General features: G+C 53.7%; 13 protein-coding genes, 1 tRNA gene and 1 other annotated feature. Of the genes, 11 read left to right on the top strand and 3 right to left on the bottom strand.

Annotation, left to right across the window (positions count from 1 at the left end):
• Positions 1–65 precede the first annotated feature (65 nt).
• The 4 genes from NZ653_05775 to NZ653_05790 all read left to right on the top strand — a co-directional run bounded on the left by NZ653_05775 (position 66) and on the right by NZ653_05790 (position 4,284).
• Complete coding sequence (locus NZ653_05775; protein MCS7286623.1) at positions 66–1,280, top strand: HlyD family efflux transporter periplasmic adaptor subunit; 1,215 nt, start codon at positions 66–68, stop codon at positions 1,278–1,280.
• Entirely contained in the window at positions 1,277–1,741 is a 465-nt protein-coding gene (locus tag NZ653_05780; protein ID MCS7286624.1) for a transcriptional repressor, read from the top strand. The genes NZ653_05775 and NZ653_05780 overlap by 4 nt, the downstream gene beginning before the upstream one ends.
• Positions 1,716–1,952, top strand: a binding site (T-box leader). (Overlaps the previous gene by 26 nt.)
• A 56-nt stretch (positions 1,953–2,008) precedes the next feature.
• The gene (gene serS / locus NZ653_05785) at positions 2,009–3,277 is read left to right on the top strand and encodes a serine--tRNA ligase (protein MCS7286625.1); all 1,269 of its coding nucleotides are present in this window, start codon (positions 2,009–2,011) and stop codon (positions 3,275–3,277) included.
• Positions 3,274–4,284, top strand: coding sequence for a polyprenyl synthetase family protein (locus NZ653_05790; GenBank protein MCS7286626.1), 1,011 nt, complete (start codon positions 3,274–3,276; stop codon positions 4,282–4,284). The genes serS and NZ653_05790 overlap by 4 nt, the downstream gene beginning before the upstream one ends.
• 112 nt (positions 4,285–4,396) lie before the next feature.
• Here the strand turns inward: NZ653_05790 and NZ653_05795 are convergent, their stop codons facing one another.
• Positions 4,397–5,134: a WecB/TagA/CpsF family glycosyltransferase gene (locus NZ653_05795; GenBank protein MCS7286627.1), complete on the bottom strand. Its 738-nt coding sequence runs from the start codon at positions 5,132–5,134 to the stop codon at positions 4,397–4,399.
• A 14-nt stretch (positions 5,135–5,148) separates the two neighbouring features.
• Positions 5,149–5,230 (bottom strand) — tRNA-Tyr (locus tag NZ653_05800).
• Positions 5,231–5,402: 172 nt separating this feature from the next.
• On the opposite strand from NZ653_05800, the gene NZ653_05805 reads away from it, so the two are divergent.
• Genes NZ653_05805 through NZ653_05815 form a run of 3 tightly spaced genes read left to right on the top strand, consistent with a single transcriptional unit; the run spans position 5,403 to position 8,412 of the window.
• Positions 5,403–6,245, top strand: a complete 843-nt coding sequence (locus NZ653_05805; protein MCS7286628.1) for a zinc ribbon domain-containing protein — start codon at positions 5,403–5,405, stop codon at positions 6,243–6,245.
• Positions 6,246–6,256: 11 nt separating this feature from the next.
• Entirely contained in the window at positions 6,257–6,811 is a 555-nt protein-coding gene (locus NZ653_05810) for a hypothetical protein (GenBank protein MCS7286629.1), read from the top strand.
• Entirely contained in the window at positions 6,808–8,412 is a 1,605-nt protein-coding gene (locus NZ653_05815) for a radical SAM protein (protein MCS7286630.1), read from the top strand. The genes NZ653_05810 and NZ653_05815 overlap by 4 nt, the downstream gene beginning before the upstream one ends.
• A 25-nt stretch (positions 8,413–8,437) precedes the next feature.
• Here NZ653_05815 and gcvT read toward each other — a convergent pair whose 3' ends face one another.
• Positions 8,438–12,010 carry a glycine cleavage system aminomethyltransferase GcvT gene (gene gcvT / locus NZ653_05820; protein MCS7286631.1) on the bottom strand — a complete coding sequence of 1,191 codons (3,573 nt, stop codon included), beginning with the start codon at positions 12,008–12,010 and terminating at the stop codon, positions 8,438–8,440.
• A gap of 220 nt (positions 12,011–12,230) precedes the next feature.
• Here gcvT and NZ653_05825 point away from each other — a divergent pair, with 220 nt between their 5' ends.
• Genes NZ653_05825 through NZ653_05840 form a run of 4 tightly spaced genes read left to right on the top strand, consistent with a single transcriptional unit; the run spans position 12,231 to position 16,051 of the window.
• Positions 12,231–13,310, top strand: coding sequence for a saccharopine dehydrogenase NADP-binding domain-containing protein (locus NZ653_05825; protein MCS7286632.1), 1,080 nt, complete (start codon positions 12,231–12,233; stop codon positions 13,308–13,310).
• 6 nt (positions 13,311–13,316) lie between these two features.
• Positions 13,317–14,783, top strand: coding sequence for a tRNA lysidine(34) synthetase TilS (gene tilS, locus NZ653_05830; protein MCS7286633.1), 1,467 nt, complete (start codon positions 13,317–13,319; stop codon positions 14,781–14,783).
• Between the two features lie 13 nt (positions 14,784–14,796).
• Complete coding sequence (locus NZ653_05835) at positions 14,797–15,171, top strand: DUF192 domain-containing protein (GenBank protein MCS7286634.1); 375 nt, start codon at positions 14,797–14,799, stop codon at positions 15,169–15,171.
• Complete coding sequence (locus NZ653_05840; protein ID MCS7286635.1) at positions 15,146–16,051, top strand: M23 family metallopeptidase; 906 nt, start codon at positions 15,146–15,148, stop codon at positions 16,049–16,051. Before NZ653_05835 ends, NZ653_05840 begins: the two co-directional genes overlap by 26 nt.
• The last annotated feature ends 122 nt before the right edge of the window (positions 16,052–16,173 follow it).

Below are 16,173 nucleotides of genomic sequence, written 5' to 3' on the forward strand. Positions count from 1 at the left end.
GGGAACTGGCTTGACAGCGCCCGCCGGTGAGGTTAAAATTGCCTTCAAATCACGGGGATAAAGCGATGACAGCTAAAAACTTTGCGCTCCTTTCAGCAATAACCGTTCTTATACTTTTGAGTCTGGGGATTTATTCGTTCTACACCTACAGAACTCCCTACCGTGAGTCCCCTGAGACGGTCCTGCCTGAGGAGGCGCCACGGTTTGTCAAATTCAACGGCAGAGCAATACCATCCCGTGAGGCCAACCTTGCTTTCCCCATATCTGGGCGAATATCAAGGCTTTATGTGCGAGAGGGGGACGTGGTTGAAGAGGGGGAAGAGCTTGCCTCCCTTGAAGATTCCCTCTTGAAGATAGAGCTGGCTGCAGCGGAGGCCGAACTGGAGGAAGCTAAACTGGAGCTGGAAATGCTCAAAGCCTCTTCAGATGTTCTCCGATCAGCAGAAGCGGAATTGCGGGAAGCCAGGGCCCTGGTAGAAGAAGCCAGGGCTCAACTGGCTGGTGCTCAGGCAGAGCTCAGGATCCTTGAGGGTGGCCCTTCAGAGGAAGAACTGCGCATCGCTAAAGCCGAGGTGGACAGAGCTGAAGCCATAATGCGTCAGGCCCAAGCTGAATATGACAAAGTAGCCTGGGCGCCCGGAGCGGGTGCGAGTCCCCAGGCCATAGCTCTGGAACAAGCCACCCTCAATTATGAGCTGGCCAAAGCCCGTTACGAAGCTCTCCTCAAAGGCCCTTCTGAGGACCAGAAAGAGGTTGTGAGCTCCAAAGTTCAGGCCGCCTTTGCCAGGCTGAGGGCTGCTGAAGCCAGGCTTTCCCAGGTGCAAACCCGCTACGAGAGCCTTAAACGAGGGCCCGACCCTGAAAGGCTGGCCCTGGCTGAAACGAAGGTCAAAATAGCTGAGTTAAAAGTTCAGGCTGCTCGCATCCGGCTTGAGCAAGCTACTCTGAAGGCCCCTTTCAATGGAATTGTATGGAATGTGTGGAAAAGCGAAGGGGAAACGGTCTCTCCTGGTGATCTCGTTATGACGATAGGGGATAGCTCATCCTTGAAAGTAATAGCCACCGGGCTGACCCAGGACGACCTGAAATGGGTTCAGGAGGGGCAAAGCGTAATGGTAAGCTTTCCCTCCCTTTCTAACCTGACCCTTCCGGGGAAAATTGAGAGGATAGTGCCTGCTTTTCCCGCTGATGCGCGTTATAATATGTATGTAGAAATACTGGCCCTCGCTCCCCAGGTCAGATGGGGAATGACGGCCAATATAATGGTTAGTGTGCGGTGATCAAAAAGGATACCAGCAAGATTGCGGCCCTTCTCAAAAGCGAGGGGAAGAGGTTTACTGCGAAGCGGGCTCTTATCTACGAAGTAATCCATAAAAGTGAAGGCCATCTCCCCGCGGAAGAGATTTATTTGCGGGCCAAAAAACTGGACCCTAACATAAGCCTTTCAACCGTATACCGGACCCTTAACATCCTCAAAGAGCTGGGTCTGGTGCGGGAGTTGCACCTTGACGAAGAGCACCACCATTACGAACTTGTGGAAGGGGTGGCTCATTACCACATGATATGTGCGCAATGCGGGAAAATTGAGGAATTTAAAAGCGAACTGGCCGAAAAGCTCAGGGAAGAGCTGGAAAAGGAGTACGGGTTCAAGGCCAAATCTGCGCATATAGATTTTATTGGCCTGTGCGCAGATTGTAAGGATAAAATTGAATACTCTAAAGGCGATGACGGAGAGCAGTAGGCAGCCGTGCCGGCCTCCAGAGAGTCGCCGGGGCTGGGAAGGCGATGGCCGGTGGTTGCTGAATCCCCTCCCGAGCTGCAGGAGGAAAAGCCCGAAAGGGCTGAGTATGCCGAGCCGGAGAGCCCCCGTTAGAGGGCTGCAGAGGTCGCAGTTTGAAACCTGCGGCGAAGAAAGGTGGCACCACGAGAAGGCGAAACTTCTCGTCCTTTCGGGCGGGAAGTTTTTTTGTTAATTTGACTAAACCTTCAAGGAAGGAGGTGTGGGACCATGTTAGACCTGGATTTCATAAGGGAACACACAGCGGAGGTAAAGGAAGCCCTGGTCAAACTCAATACTGATGCCCCCATTGATGAAATCCTTGAGCTGGATCGCCAGAGGCGGGAAATTCTCAAAGAGCTGGAAGAACTTCGCCATCGCCGCAATATTGTCTCCAAAGAAATCCCGGGAGTAAAAGACGAAGCCAGGCGCCAGGAACTGGTTGAAGAAATGCGCCATGTGAGGGAAAGGATCGATGGACTCGAGGAGCGGCTGAGAGAGGTTGAAGAAAAGTTATATCAAGCGCTCCTGTGGGTTCCCAATATGCCTCACCCCAAAGTTCCCGTGGGTAGAGACGAAACAGAAAACGTGGTAGTGCGCACCTGGGGTGAGCCGAGGGAGTTTGACTTTGAGCCACTTCCCCACTGGGAATTGGGGGAAAGGCTCGGTATCATTGACTTTGAAAGGGGAGTGAAAATTTCCGGCTCTCGTTTCTACGTCCTCAAAGGCCTCGGGGCAAAACTGCAGCGAGCCCTCATCAACTGGATGCTGGATGTTCACATAAACGAACACGGCTACACTGAGGTCTACCCCCCTTATCTGGTCCGGCGGGAATGTCTTATCGGCACGGCTCAGCTGCCCAAATTCGCCGACAACCTCTACTACGATGCCGAGGATGACCTCTGGCTCATCCCCACGGCTGAAGTACCCGTTACCAACCTCTACCGGGACGAAATTCTGCCCCCAGGCTCCCTGCCTATATATCACGTGGCCTATTCAGCTTGCTTCCGGAGGGAGAGAGCGGCTGCCGGCAAGGATACCCGAGGCATCAAAAGGGTCCATCAGTTTGACAAGGTAGAACTGGTCAAGTTCGTGGAACCCCATACCTCTGACGAAGAACTGGAAAAGCTCGTAGCCGATGTGGAGGATCTCTGTCGCCGGCTCAATATCCCCTACCGGGTGGTGCAGATGTGCACCGGAGACCTGAGCTTTTCGGCGGCTATAAAGTATGACGTTGAACTTTGGGCGCCGGGGTGCAAAGAATGGCTTGAGGTTAGCTCCTGTTCCAATTTTCTGGATTTCCAGGCCCGCAGGGCCAACATCCGCTATCGTCCAGCTCCTAATGCCAGGCCGCGTTACGTCCACACCTTAAATGGAAGCGGGCTCGCCCTGCCCAGGACCATGATAGCCATTCTGGAGAACTACCAGCAGAAAGACGGTTCCATAGTTATACCTGAAGTCCTGCGCCCCTACATGGGCGGAATAGAGGTGATAAAATGAAAAAGTCATGGAAAGAGAAAGCCACAGATTACCTGCCATCCGTAGAGGAATTCCTCCGTAAAATTGTAGGCGAAGGGGAGGGAGAACTGAGCCGGCACTATGGGATGATGCGTTACCACATGGGCTGGGCTGATGAAGAGCTCAGGCCCATTACAGCTCCGGCCGGTAAAAGGCTTCGCCCTCTCCTTTGCCTCCTGAGCTGTGAAGCTGCCGGTGGGAACTGGGAGGAAGCAATTCCTGCCGCTGCTGCTCTGGAACTTGTCCACAATTTCTCCCTGGTTCACGACGACATCCAGGACCGTAGCCCATTCCGACGGCATCGCCCCACCGTCTGGAAACTATGGGGGGAAGCCCTAGCCATAAACGTGGGGGACGCTCTGCTCATCCTGGCCTGTCGTGCTATGGAGAAGGTGCCTAAGGAAAAGTTCCGGGAATGCTGTCAAATACTGATTGATGCCTGCCTCATGCTTACAGAAGGCCAGTTTTTGGATTTAACCTTTGAAAAGAAGGAGAGGGTAGTCCTCGAAGAATACATGGAAATGATAAGGCGGAAGACGGCGGCCCTCATAGCTGCTTCAGCCCAGATAGGAGCCACAATAGCCACTGATGAAAGGAGGATTGTGGAGCGTTTCAGGAGCTTTGGGGAAAATTTAGGCATGGCTTTTCAGGTCCAGGACGATATCCTGGGCCTATGGGGCGACGAGGCCGTGACAGGCAAGCCTGTTGCTGATGACCTGCGTCAGCGTAAGAAGACTCTGCCCATAATCTATGCCATGGAAAAAGACCCCCGTTTATTATCCCTAATGGCTCAGGTGAAGTGGGGTGAAGGGGAAGTTGCCGAAGCTTTAGAGATCATCAATCGATCGGGAGCTAAGGAGTTTGCCCAGGCTCAGGCTTTTAGCTTTTATGAAAAGGCCCTGGAAGAGCTGGCAGGTTTGGGGCAGGATTCTGAGGCGATGCAAGCTCTCAGAGACCTCGCTTCCTTCATGGTGGGGAGGGAATATTAGCGAGGCTTTGTTTACTAATAGCCGGGCGCTGACCAGGTGCCCAGCGCAGGTGGGAGGAAGGAGCGTGGCTTTACTTAAGGGTGGGGAAAAGCGGAAACGAAACTAAAGGATGTTACAGGCTGAGCTTTTCTTTCAGGACAAGAAAGCAAAACACGGGCAGGGCCAGCTGCCTTTTCCATCTCCAGGGCTGAACAATGAGCCTAAAAAGCCATTCAAATCCTGCCCGGCGTATTACCTTGGGAGCTCTGGGGACCACACCGGCTATAAAGTCAAAGGCTCCTCCGACCCCCATGGCAAAAGGGACGTTGAGAAATGGGAGGTTGCGTGCGAGCCATTTTTCCTGAGCCGGGGAGCCGTAAGCCACGAAGAGGGCATCGGGCGAGGCTTTTTTGATTAGTTCTAAAATAATCTCTTCCTCTGAAGGGGAAGGGGAACCTGGATAAACTCCTGCAACTTTAAATCCTGGGTATTTTTCGGCCAGAACTGATGCCGCTTTTTGAGCTACTCCCGGGCTTGCTCCCAGGAAAAAGGGCCTGTAACCCTTTTTAGAAGCCATAGCGGCGAACCTTTCCACTGTATCAACTCCTGTTACCCTTTCTTTTAGAGGAGTGCCCAGGACGCGGGAGGCCAGAATGATTCCTACTCCATCGGGTAATACCAGAGAGGCCGAAAGGATAATCTTTCGGAATTCCTGATCTCGGGAGGCCAGAACTGCCATTTCCGGGTTCAGAGTAACAACCAGACGGGGAGGAAAGCCCTCGAGGATGAAACCTTCCAGGGCCGTGAGGGCTTCTTCGGAAGTCAAATTATCCACGGGAAGGCCGGTTATATAAATCCTGTCTCTTTTCATTGGGAAACAAAAAATGGGCGGGGCAGGATTTGAACCTGCGAAGGCTGAGCCAGCGGATTTACAGTCCGCCCCCTTTGGCCACTCGGGAACCCGCCCATGAATCTATTTTTATTATACCGATGTGCACCCTTATTGTCAAACGCAGCTTGCCGGCGGGATAGAAGAAGACCAGACTTTGCCTCAACAAATGGCCCATTGCTTCTGAGCTGGCATAATATGGTGAAAAGGCGTATAATAGACTGTAGATTTATGGCCAGAGGGACGGGAAATGCGTTGTAGAAAATGCGGAGCGAAGATACCAAGGGGGGCTTCAGTATGCCCCATGTGCGGTTACTCCCGTGCCCCGCAGGTTGAATACGTCCGATGCCCTTCCTGCCAGCAGTTTGTGAGCGGCGCTCTCCAATTGTGCCCCCACTGCGGAGCTGAAGTCTGGAAGCCAGGAACCCGCTGGGGGATGATAGCCTTCAGCCTCTTAGCCGGATTTGTTTTAGGCCTTATCCTCTACGCTATCATTCCCCCCATTGTAGCCCATCGTATACGAAGCGATTTCCAGACCATTGCCCTTCAGCTTGTCCCACCAACTTTCACCCCTACCCCTTCGCCAACTTTCACCCCGACTCCCACCCCCGCCCCACCTCCAACCTCAACCCCGACGCCAACTTCAACTCCCACTTTAACCCCAAGTCCAACCCCAACTCAGACCCCCACGCCAGCACCCGGAGTGACACCAACGCCAACTTTCACCCCAATGCCCACTCCAACCCCCACAATTCCCTTCGCTTATCAAGCTCCAGAGCCTATTTTCCCATCTAATGGGGAATGGTTCCATGGCGGGAGCACCATCATAGACCTTAAATGGAAGCCTCCTGCGGAATTGCCTCCCAGGCACGTATACAGGCTCATAATACGATACCGCCAGGGTGGAAACCTTGTGGAAATTCCGATCCTCACAGAAAGGCCCAGTTACATAGTCCCTCAGAGCCTGCACGGCGCTGCTGATCAGCCAGACCGAACCTATGAGTGGCAGGTTCAGGTAATATATCTGACGGACCAGGGGAATATAATCCCTCTGAGTCCTTTCAGTGAGCCCAGAACTTTTCACTGGGATTGAGGAGGTAACCATTGGACAGAATACCAATCCAATGGAACAGGCTTTGGGATGCCTTCAGAAACATCGCCATTGTTTTCTCTTTCTTTTTCAACCTTATGACCTTGTGCGTTATCATCGTGCTCCTGGATTTACTGGTCTGGCAAAGTCCACAGATCCACCAGCAGGTAATTCGCCCGAAATTTCAGGAAGTTCAAAGAGACCTTGATGACTTGCTGAGCGCCCCTATAAACCTAACAGTCTCCATAAGCGAGACGATACCCGTAGAATTCACCCTACCCGTTCACACCCGCACGACAGTCACTACTCTGGGGCCTGTCCCCGTCAGTACCAGCGCAAATTTTGTTCTTCCAGGCGGAGGAGGATCCATAAGAGGTTCTGTGAGCCTGGTCTTGCCACCCGGGATGCGGCTGCCAGTGGAGCTTTACATAGAAGTTCCCGTAAGCCAGACGATTTCCATCCAAATGGAAGTTCCTGTTTCTGTCGAGCTTAAAGATACAGAACTTGGAGCCGTAATCCAGAGGATAACAGAGAACCTGAAGCCGTTCATCAGCCTTCTAATCCGATGAATTGGAGGAAAATAGCCAGAGCCAGAGCTGTTCTCAGGCGAGAAACAGGCTTTATCGTCAAGGATTGGGGAGGTAGAATATCCATCGCCCTCGTCTATCCCAATACCTACTATGTTGGCATGTCCAGCCTCGGTTTTCAGACCGTCTACCGTATACTTAACTCCGAGCCCGATGTGGTATGCGAGAGGGTCTTTGCTGATCCCCTCTTCATGGATGAAGAAGGCCCGATTTCTCTGGAGTCTCAGCGCCCCCTTGCGGACTTTTCAGTAATAGCTTTTTCCATTTCCTACGAGTTAGATTACTTTCACCTGGCTGAGGTTCTGGAACGCAGCCGCATACCTCTCTTCTCTGCAGAACGAGAAGAAGGGGATCCTCTGGTGATTGCGGGAGGGCCGGCCGTTTCCGCCAACCCTGAACCCCTATCTCAAATGGTGGATGCTTTCATTATCGGTGAAGGGGAAGAAGTTATCCCTGAAGTGATTGCTGTCTTAAGGGAAACCATCCATGCCCCTCGTAATACACTTCTGGAGGCTTTGCGAGGGATACAGGGCGTTTACGTTCCCTTAATTCACAACCCATCTGATCCTCCTGTGGTCAGACGGTGGGTGCAGGACCTTGACCTTTATCCGGTGCATTCAGTGGTGCTCACGGAAGAAACCGAGTTCGGTGACATGTATCTTGTGGAGATAGAAAGGGGGTGTGGAAGAGGCTGCAGGTTCTGTCTGGCAGGATACATTTACCTCCCCCCAAGAGAGCGCTCTGTGGAGTCAATCCTGGCCCAGGCGAAAGAGGGGGTTAAGTGGCGTGGAACCATTGGCCTTGTAGGGTTTGCGGTCTCCGATTATTCCAGAATGGACGAACTTCTGGACGGCCTTCGGGCTCTGGGAGCTGGCCTTTCCGCCTCTTCATTAAGGGCTGAATCTGTAAGTGAGAAGCTAATTGAAGCTCTGGCCCGAAGCTCCGCTACTATAACTCTGGCTCCCGAAGCTGGAAGCTTTGCCCTTCGCAGGATTATCGGTAAACCCATCCCTGAAAAGGAAATCCTCAGGGTGGCTGAGCTGGCCGCTAAGTACAGGATTCGCCGCCTCAAACTCTACTTTATGATAGGCCTCCCCCGGGAAAGCGAGGAAGATTTAAGGGCCATAAGTCTTCTAACAAGCGAGATCCTCAAAAGGTTTGAGGGCGAAGTGGTGGTGAACGTTTCACCTTTCGTTCCCAAGCCTCACACTCCTTTCCAACGGATTGCGATGGCCCCGGAAGAAGAGCTGGGAGAGCGCTTGAAGTTTCTGCGCCATCTCCTGCGCAGGCTCAAAGTTAAAATGCGGGCGGAAAGCCCGGCCTGGGCTACAGTTCAGGCCACTCTGAGCCGTGGGGATAAAAAGGTGGGGCTTGCTCTTGTGGAAATAGCCCGAATGAGAGAAAAGGCAACCCCTTCCCGCTGGGAGAAGGCTCTGGAAAAAGCAGGCACAGATAAAGGAAAATACCTTGGACCCTGGCCCCGAAAGGAGCCTCTCCCCTGGGAGAGGGTGATAGCTACAGGTTTTTACCCGATGTGTCAGCCGTGCCTTTCAGAAGATTTTGCAGGTGAGACTCAGGGTTAAGAGGAGCCGGGGCCAGGGCACGCATCTAACTTCTCCGCATAAAACGGGGTAGGATGGTAGCCCACTCCGGAAGGGGAACGCTGTCGCCAGGGCCAAGTTTATCCACAGGCTTTATCTCGCGCTGGCGAGCCCGGCCAGCAAATATCCCTATCTGGTTGCCCTCACGAGCCTGGCGCCGGTCTATAAGGGCCATGCCCACAAGGTAGCCCTCGGTATCAATGGCGCAGGAGGTTACTGCCCCTATGTAATCTCCCCGCGGATTAACGACCGGATCCCCTGGCTCCGGTTTGGGAACGCCCTTGCGGTTCATCCGGAAGCGGACTATCTCCCGTGTGCGTCTGGCTTCTTTTTCAATGATGGCCTTGCGCCCGATGAAGTAAGGCTTGTGGAATTTGACGTAGGGAGCGAAGCCTGCTTCTATGGGGTCTATGTTGAAGGGCCCTGCCAGTTCATGGCCGTAAAGGGGTAGCCCTGCCTCAGTTCGGGTTGAATCCCTGGCGCCAAGGCCGGCTGGCTTTATGCCGAAAGCTTTCCCTTTTTCCAGGAGGAGGTTCCAGAGGCGGGGTGCGTCGTCGGGGTGAACGAAGATCTCATAGCCCCATTCCTCACCGGTGTAGCCTGTGCGAGCTATGATAAGGTCCATTCCATCCAGAGTAATTTCGGCCAGCTCTGTGCGGCGGAGCCTCTTGAGGATCTCTCGCCCGTCGCGGTTGGCCAGGGACATGAGGATGTGAAGTGAGGCCGGCCCCTGGAGGGCCATGTCCACCCTCATATCTCTGCCGCAGGATGGGTCTTTGAGGTTGCGCAGGATAGCTTGCCCATCTACTTCTTTATCGGGGTGCTCTCTGTCCACGATTACCCGGCGGGAGTTAACGGCGTTGAGCCAGGCCCAATCCTTCTCTTCATTGACAGCGTTCACCACCATGATGTAGCGGTCCTTCCGTAAGCGGTAAATCATCACGTCGTCAATGACGTTGCCGTCAGGGTCCAGGAGGTAGGAGTAAAGAGATTGGCCATCCTCAAGCCAGCGGACATAGTTGGTGGTGACAAAGTCCAGGAAGCGCGTGGCGTGCTCTCCGGATATCTCAAAGACTCCCATGTGGGCTACGTCAAAGAGGCCAGCGGCTTCGCGGACGGCTTTGTGCTCTTCAAGGACGCTTGTATACCATACGGGCATTTCCCACCCGGCGAAGGGGATAAGCTTGGCCTTGAGTTTTCTGTGCTCTTCGTTAAGAGGCGTATGCTTGAGGGGTCCGGGCTTCTCCTCCCAGCGGAATTCTTCTTTCTGGACAGGGAGTCTTTCCTGGTGCAGGCGGTTTTCGCCCACGAAATAGGGTTTGGAAAGGGCAAAGAGGTCTTTGTGGTTGCTGCGGTAGAGGGCGAGGGCATCAGGTCTTTCGCCATCGTAAGAGGGCCAGTCGGCGGAAGCACGCCAGGACTTGTAAGCCTGAGGTGAAGCGGCTTTAAAGCCCTTCTGCTTCAGGGTCTCCCACAGGTCTCTGATGTTATCAGGGTGGGATATAAGCATCAAAAGTTCATAGCCGTTGCCGTAGTCCACCCTGGCAACCATGGTTTCGGCTCCATTCACCTGGCCGGACCAGAAGTGGTTGATGGGGAGTTCGGGGAGCCAGGGGAAGAGCTCGTAGAGTTTAGCGCTGGCTTCTTTCCCTGCGACCCCTATGGCCGTTTTCCTCCAAGGCTTTTCCATATCTTCCCACAGGTCTTCCACGACCACTGGCCCTTCAATTTTGGCCAAGATGTCATGGCGGTCAAAGATCACGTAGCCATCGGATAAAGCCCGGAACCAGTCTTTGACTTTTTCCGAATTTTCAGGGTTGGTTACCACCAGGTATTGCTGACGGCCACGGCTATCATCGGGGAAGCGGAGGACGGAGATATCGTCAAGAAGTTTGCCATCAGCATCCAATAGGAAGGAGCGGGCGAGCGTTCCTGGCTTGAGGTTCGCAAGGTTAGCGGTGTTCACCTGCTGGATGAAGGCCTCAGCTCTGGTCCCCCTCACCATTAAGAGGCCGAGGTTGGTCAGGTCAAATACGAAAGGTCCTTCACCTTCGGGTATAGCTCTGGTTTCCAGCATTGGGCTTCGGGCGGGCTCTCTTCCGGGCAGGAAACAGTAGTGGGGGTAACCTGTTCTGCAGGGTGGAGGACACACAGGGATGCGGTCTATGAGTTCATCCACCCGGCAGGCGGCCCTCTTCAGGATTTCAAGCTCTATCTTCCCTCTCGGCAGTTCATGGTCCCGGCCGTAATACCGGAAGGGTTTTATATTGACTAGGATTTCGGTCATTATATCGGCTATTTCGTCCATCTCCTCCGCATCAAGACCTCGTTGGGTGACCCAGGGGGTTCCCAGGCGTATTCCGCTGGCCAGAGGGGTCATGGTGTCGCCGGGGATTGTATTCTTGTTGACGACAATTCCGACAATATCCAGGAGCCGGGCAGCTATTTCTCCCTTTACCGGGTAGCCGGTATCGGTCCTTATGGGACGCAGGTCCAGGACCACCATATGGGTGTTGGTCCCGCCGTAAGCTACTTTTATCCCTCTTTTCTGGAAAGCTTCGGCCAGGGCTTTGGCGTTTTCAACGATCTTGTGCTGGATGCGTTTGAAAACTTCAGTCTGAGCAATCTTAAAAGCTACGGCGATGGCGGCGAACTTGTTGACGTGGGGGCCTCCCTGGATTCCTGGGAAAACGGCGGCGTCAATCCGCTGGGCCAGTTCCTCATCGGTGGAGATGATGACAGCTCCGCGAGGGCCACATATGGTTTTGTGGGTGGTAAAGGTTATCACATCGGCAATACCGATGGGGGAGGGGTGAGCACCAGCTACTACGAGGCCTGCGGTGTGGGCGATGTCGGCCATGAGGTAAGCTCCTACGGCATCGGCTATTTCCCGGAATTTCTCCCAATCGGGGGCCCAGGAGTAGGAAGTGTAGCCGGCAATTATGAGGCGGGGTCTATATTCCAGGGCCAGCTTCATTATCTGGTCGTAGTTTAGGCGTTCAGTGACGGGGTCCACACCGTAGGATACAACTTTGTAGCGGCGGCCGGAGATATTGAATTCGCTTCCGTGAGTCAAATGGCCACCCTGGAAGAGGTCCATGCCCATGATGGTATCGCCAGGGTTGAGGAGGGCATCGTAGACTGAAATGTTAGCGGCAGCGCCCGATAGGGGCTGGACGTTCACGAAGATGCGTTCTGGGGGAACCCTTTCGTTGGCGAAGGCCTGGGCCACCCTGCGCTGGGCCAGCGTCTCCACAAAGTGCACATATTCAACGCCCTTATAAAACCGCCTGTCACCGTAGCGCCGGTAATGAGTCAATTGATGGGCAAAATCCATCACCAGCTCAAATTCCTCCCTGGTCATCCTGAGGGGAGGATATCCTTCGGCGTAGATGTTATTGAAAACAGAACCAAGGGCTTTGAGGACGGGTTCCGGAGCTATGCTTTCGGAAGGGATCAGGATGATCTTGCGGGCCTGTTTTTCTTCCTCAAATTGGATAAGGCGGTCAATTTCGGGGTCAATGGCGGAGAGTTCTCCCTCAAGGATTTTGATATATTCCTGGGCAAGCTTTATGTCCATCTTTCACCTCCACACAGCCAGGGTTCGCTGGTCAGCGAGCCTGTGAGAGCGCAGTACATCTCCCCGTTCGTCTGGCCTGAGGGCAGTAGGGCCAGTATCAATCAGGCCAGGATAATTATAGCACGAAGGGTCGGACGTATCAAGGTAGTTTCAACTTGAAAGATTTTCTTTTACCCCACCGTCAGATATAATAGGTGTAGACCAAGAAAGGAGGGGAAACATGAAAATCGTAGTCTTGGGCGGCTGTGGCGATATGGGAAGCCACGTGGTTCACGACCTTCTCCAGACTTCCGATGCCGAAGTGGTAATTGCCGATTACCGGATAAAATTAGCCGAAGAAATGGCCTCCAAGCTTGGGGGAAAAGCCAGAGCGGCTTTCGTAGATGCCACCAGCCCTACCTCGCTCCGGAAAGTCCTTGAAGGTGCCGACGCAGCAGTGGGATGCATCGGCCCGTTCTACAAATTCGCCCTGCCCCTGGCTAAGGCTGCCCTGGAAGCGAAAGTTAACTATGTTGATATCTGCGATGACTACGGCCCTGTGGAAGAAATTCTGGCCATGGATGAGGCCGCTCGCCAAGCGGGGATAACGATAATCACGGGCCTCGGGTGGACTCCAGGCATAACTAACATCCTGGCCCGTCGCGCGTCCGAGCAACTTGACGAAGTGGATGAGATCCACATAGCCTGGGCTGGAAGTCCTTCCGATTCAAAGGGGCTGGCGGTTATAATGCACGTGTTTTACGTATCTACCGGCGAAGTCCCCACCTGGTCCGATGGCCGCCTCATCCGGGTAAAAGCTTCCTCGGGAAGGGAAACCGTTGAATTTCCACCCCCACTGGGTAAAGTGAAAGTTTTCCACTGCGGCCACCCCGAGCCCATAACTATCCCTCGCTACATAAAAGCCAGAAACGTGTCCTTAAAGGGTGCTCTGGTTCCCGAATGGAACAACAAACTCCTGAACATTTTCAGTGCCTTTGGGCTAATAAACACCCCCGCCAGAAGGGAAAGGATTGCCCGCCTGATCCATCCCATTGAAGGCCTTTTCCGGGCCGGAGGAATACCCTGCTCCGGAGCCAGAGTCACCGTCAAAGGCCGCAAAGACGGCCAGGCCAGAACTATAAGCTACGCTGTGGCCGACCGAATGGGACGTCTCACAGGCATACCGGCTTCCATAGGTGCTCAGTGGCTGGCCCGCGGACTAATCCAGCAAAAAGGCGCCTTCGCCCCGGAAGGCTGCATAGAACCGGAGCCATTCCTGGAGGAACTGGCGAAGAGAGGGATTAAAGTGGTGGAAATGTAAAAGCAAATGCTTGAGAAAGTTCGCTTTTTCGCAATTCAGCACGGACTCTTTTCTTTCGGAGAAAAAATAATCGTTGGGGTATCAGGAGGGCCCGATTCCCTCTGCCTTTTGCACGTCCTCAATCGCCTCAAGGGGGAGTGGGACATTAAACTCCATGCGGCTCACCTGAACCATATGATAAGGGGGGCTGCAGCCGATGAAGATGCCGCTTTTGTGGAAACCATAGCCAGAGAATGGGGTATCCCCTGCACAATAGAAACCAGAAATGTGCCGGCTTTGGCACAGGAAAAGGGGATGAGCCTGGAAGAAGCTGCCCGTTACGCCCGGTATGAGTTCCTGGCTGAGGTGGCCACAAGGGAGGGAGCCAGAACCATAGCCGTGGGCCACAACGCTGATGACCAGGTAGAAACCGTAGTAATGCACTGGGTGCGGGGCTCAGGATTGGCTGGCCTCAGAGGCATGCTTCCCCGTTCCCGCCTCGTAGTGGGGAGCAAAGAATACGACCTCTGGCTCATCCGCCCCTTATTAGAAGTAACCAGAGCGGAAATTGAAGCTTACTGTCGCGAAAACGGGCTTACCCCTCGCTTTGACCTTTCCAACCTGGATACTACCTACTTCCGCAACCGCCTTCGCCATGAGCTCATCCCTTACTTGGAAACCTTCAACCCACGTTTCCGGGAACTGGTGAGGCGCTCCGCCCAGCTTTTCGCCGACGATTACGACTTCCTTCGCCGCCAAGTGGAAGCTTCGTGGCGGGAAACAGTGGAACGAGAAGGGGAAGAGGGCATAGTTTTTTCCCTCCCCCTCTGGAAAAACCTCCACCCGGCAATGCAGAGGGGGACTCTCAGAGAAGCCATAAGGCGGATGCGCCGCGGGCTGAGGGATATCGGATGGGTTCATATAGAAAATGCGCGCAGAGCGATACTGGAAGGCAGAGCCGGGCTCAGGGTAACACTCCCTCACGGATTGGTCCTCACCACTGGCTACGGAAAATTTTTCATCGGAGAAGAAGGCTTCACCCCTCAGGAAGACCTTCCTCTTCTCCCGCCTTCTCTCGCAGGAGGCTCGGAAGAAATCCCTTTGAAAATCCCAGACCAAACCCACATCCCCCAAACCGACTGGATAGTTAAAACCTACGTTCTCCCTTTATCCGAACTTCCTGCTGGTTGGGAGAAAAACCCCGACCCCTGGCGTGCTTTTCTGGACCGGTGGAAAATTTCGGGTTCCATCAAACTGAGATCTCGCCGTCCTGGAGATCGTTTCCGGCCGATGGGCCTCAGAGGTGGCAGCAAGAGCCTCCATGAGTTCATGATTGACGAAAAAATCCCCCAATATCTGCGGGATAGGTGGCCTCTGCTGGCAGACGAAGAAAAAATCCTGTGGGTAGTAGGCCACCACATATCCGAAGAAGCAGCCATCACTTCTCAAACAAAAGAAGTTCTAGTGGTGCAGATTTCCAGAGATTCTGATTGAGGGGGTAATCTCTTTGGGCCGACTTTCAACCCCCATTTTCAACCGCACAAAAGAGACAAAACTAACCGAAAAGGCCAGGATATGCCGCAGTTTTTGGGAAAAGGGTCTGGGGTTCATGTTCCGCTGCTCTATTGAGCCTGATGAAATCCTCCTTTTCGTGATGGGGAAAGAAACCCGGCTTGGGTCCGGGGTCCACATGCTATTTGTCTTCACCCCATTGGCGGTGATATGGCTTAACCGGGAGAGGAGAGTAGTGGATAAAACCTTTGCCAGGCCCTTCGTCCCTTGGTATTTTCCTTCCTGCCCCGCCGTTTACCTTCTGGAGGGCCCTGTGGAACTGCTGAGCAAAGTGGAAGTGGGGGATGAGCTGGCTTTTGAAATCCCTTAGCCTTCTTGTAGCCATAGCGGTAAGCTTTGGCGCTGGCCCTGCGCTTTCAGTTGAAGTTATTCCGCTTCCCCTTGTGCCCGGGGAAACAGCCCTTGTAACGGTGAAAACGCACCTGCCTGGTCCTCCTGAGGGGGAATTTGCGGGGCAATCCTTAAAGTTTGTGCGGGATGGGGGAAATTGGGTGGCTTTTGTGGGAGTGCATGTTTTGACCAGTCCTGGGAAACATTTTCTTCGGGTGTGCTTGCCCTCAGGGCTGTGCCAGACCAGCGAATTACCTGTGGTCCAAAAGGTTTATCCGGTGGAGAGAATTCGCTTTCCGGCGGAAAAACTGGCCCTTATCAGGCCCGAAATAGTTAAAGAGGAGAGGGAAATAGTTTCCCGGGCATACTCCAAATTTTCTAGAAAACCATTGTGGTTTTTCCCTTTTTCCCCGCCTCTTAAAGGGGAACTGCAGATAACCTCCCATTTTGGCACCTTGAGAGCTTATGGTTCTTCACCTCCTTCAGATTTCCACGCTGGGGTTGATTTCAGAGCTGAAGAGGGGACACTGGTCTACGCCCCGGCGCCCGGGAGGGCAGTCCTGGCCAGGGAACTTATTTTAAGGGGCAGGATGGTCATACTGGACCATGGGGCTGGGGTGATGAGTGGCTTTTTGCACCTTTCGGAGATAGCTATAAGGGAGGGGCAGGAAGTGAGGAGGGGTGAAATAATAGGGAAAGTGGGGAACACTGGTCTCTCCACAGCCCCACACCTTCACTGGGAAGTGCGGGTGAATGGCGTAGCGGTGAACCCCCTCACATGGTTTAGAGAAAGCTTCAGGCCGACCTGTTCTCCTTCAATTCTAAACAAAGCCTTATACCGGCGGGCTTTTTTGCATTAACCCTGGGGCTCTGCAAATCACACCTTGCGCCCCAACTCCACCTCTGTAAACTCCCAGCCCTATATCAGGGTATAGTGCAATCGCGGCTCTTCCCCTTCCGCTCAATCCCACTATGGTGCGAT

This window comes from Anaerolineae bacterium, assembly GCA_025062375.1.
In the GTDB taxonomy this organism is placed as follows: domain Bacteria; phylum Chloroflexota; class Anaerolineae; order SpSt-600; family SpSt-600; genus SpSt-600.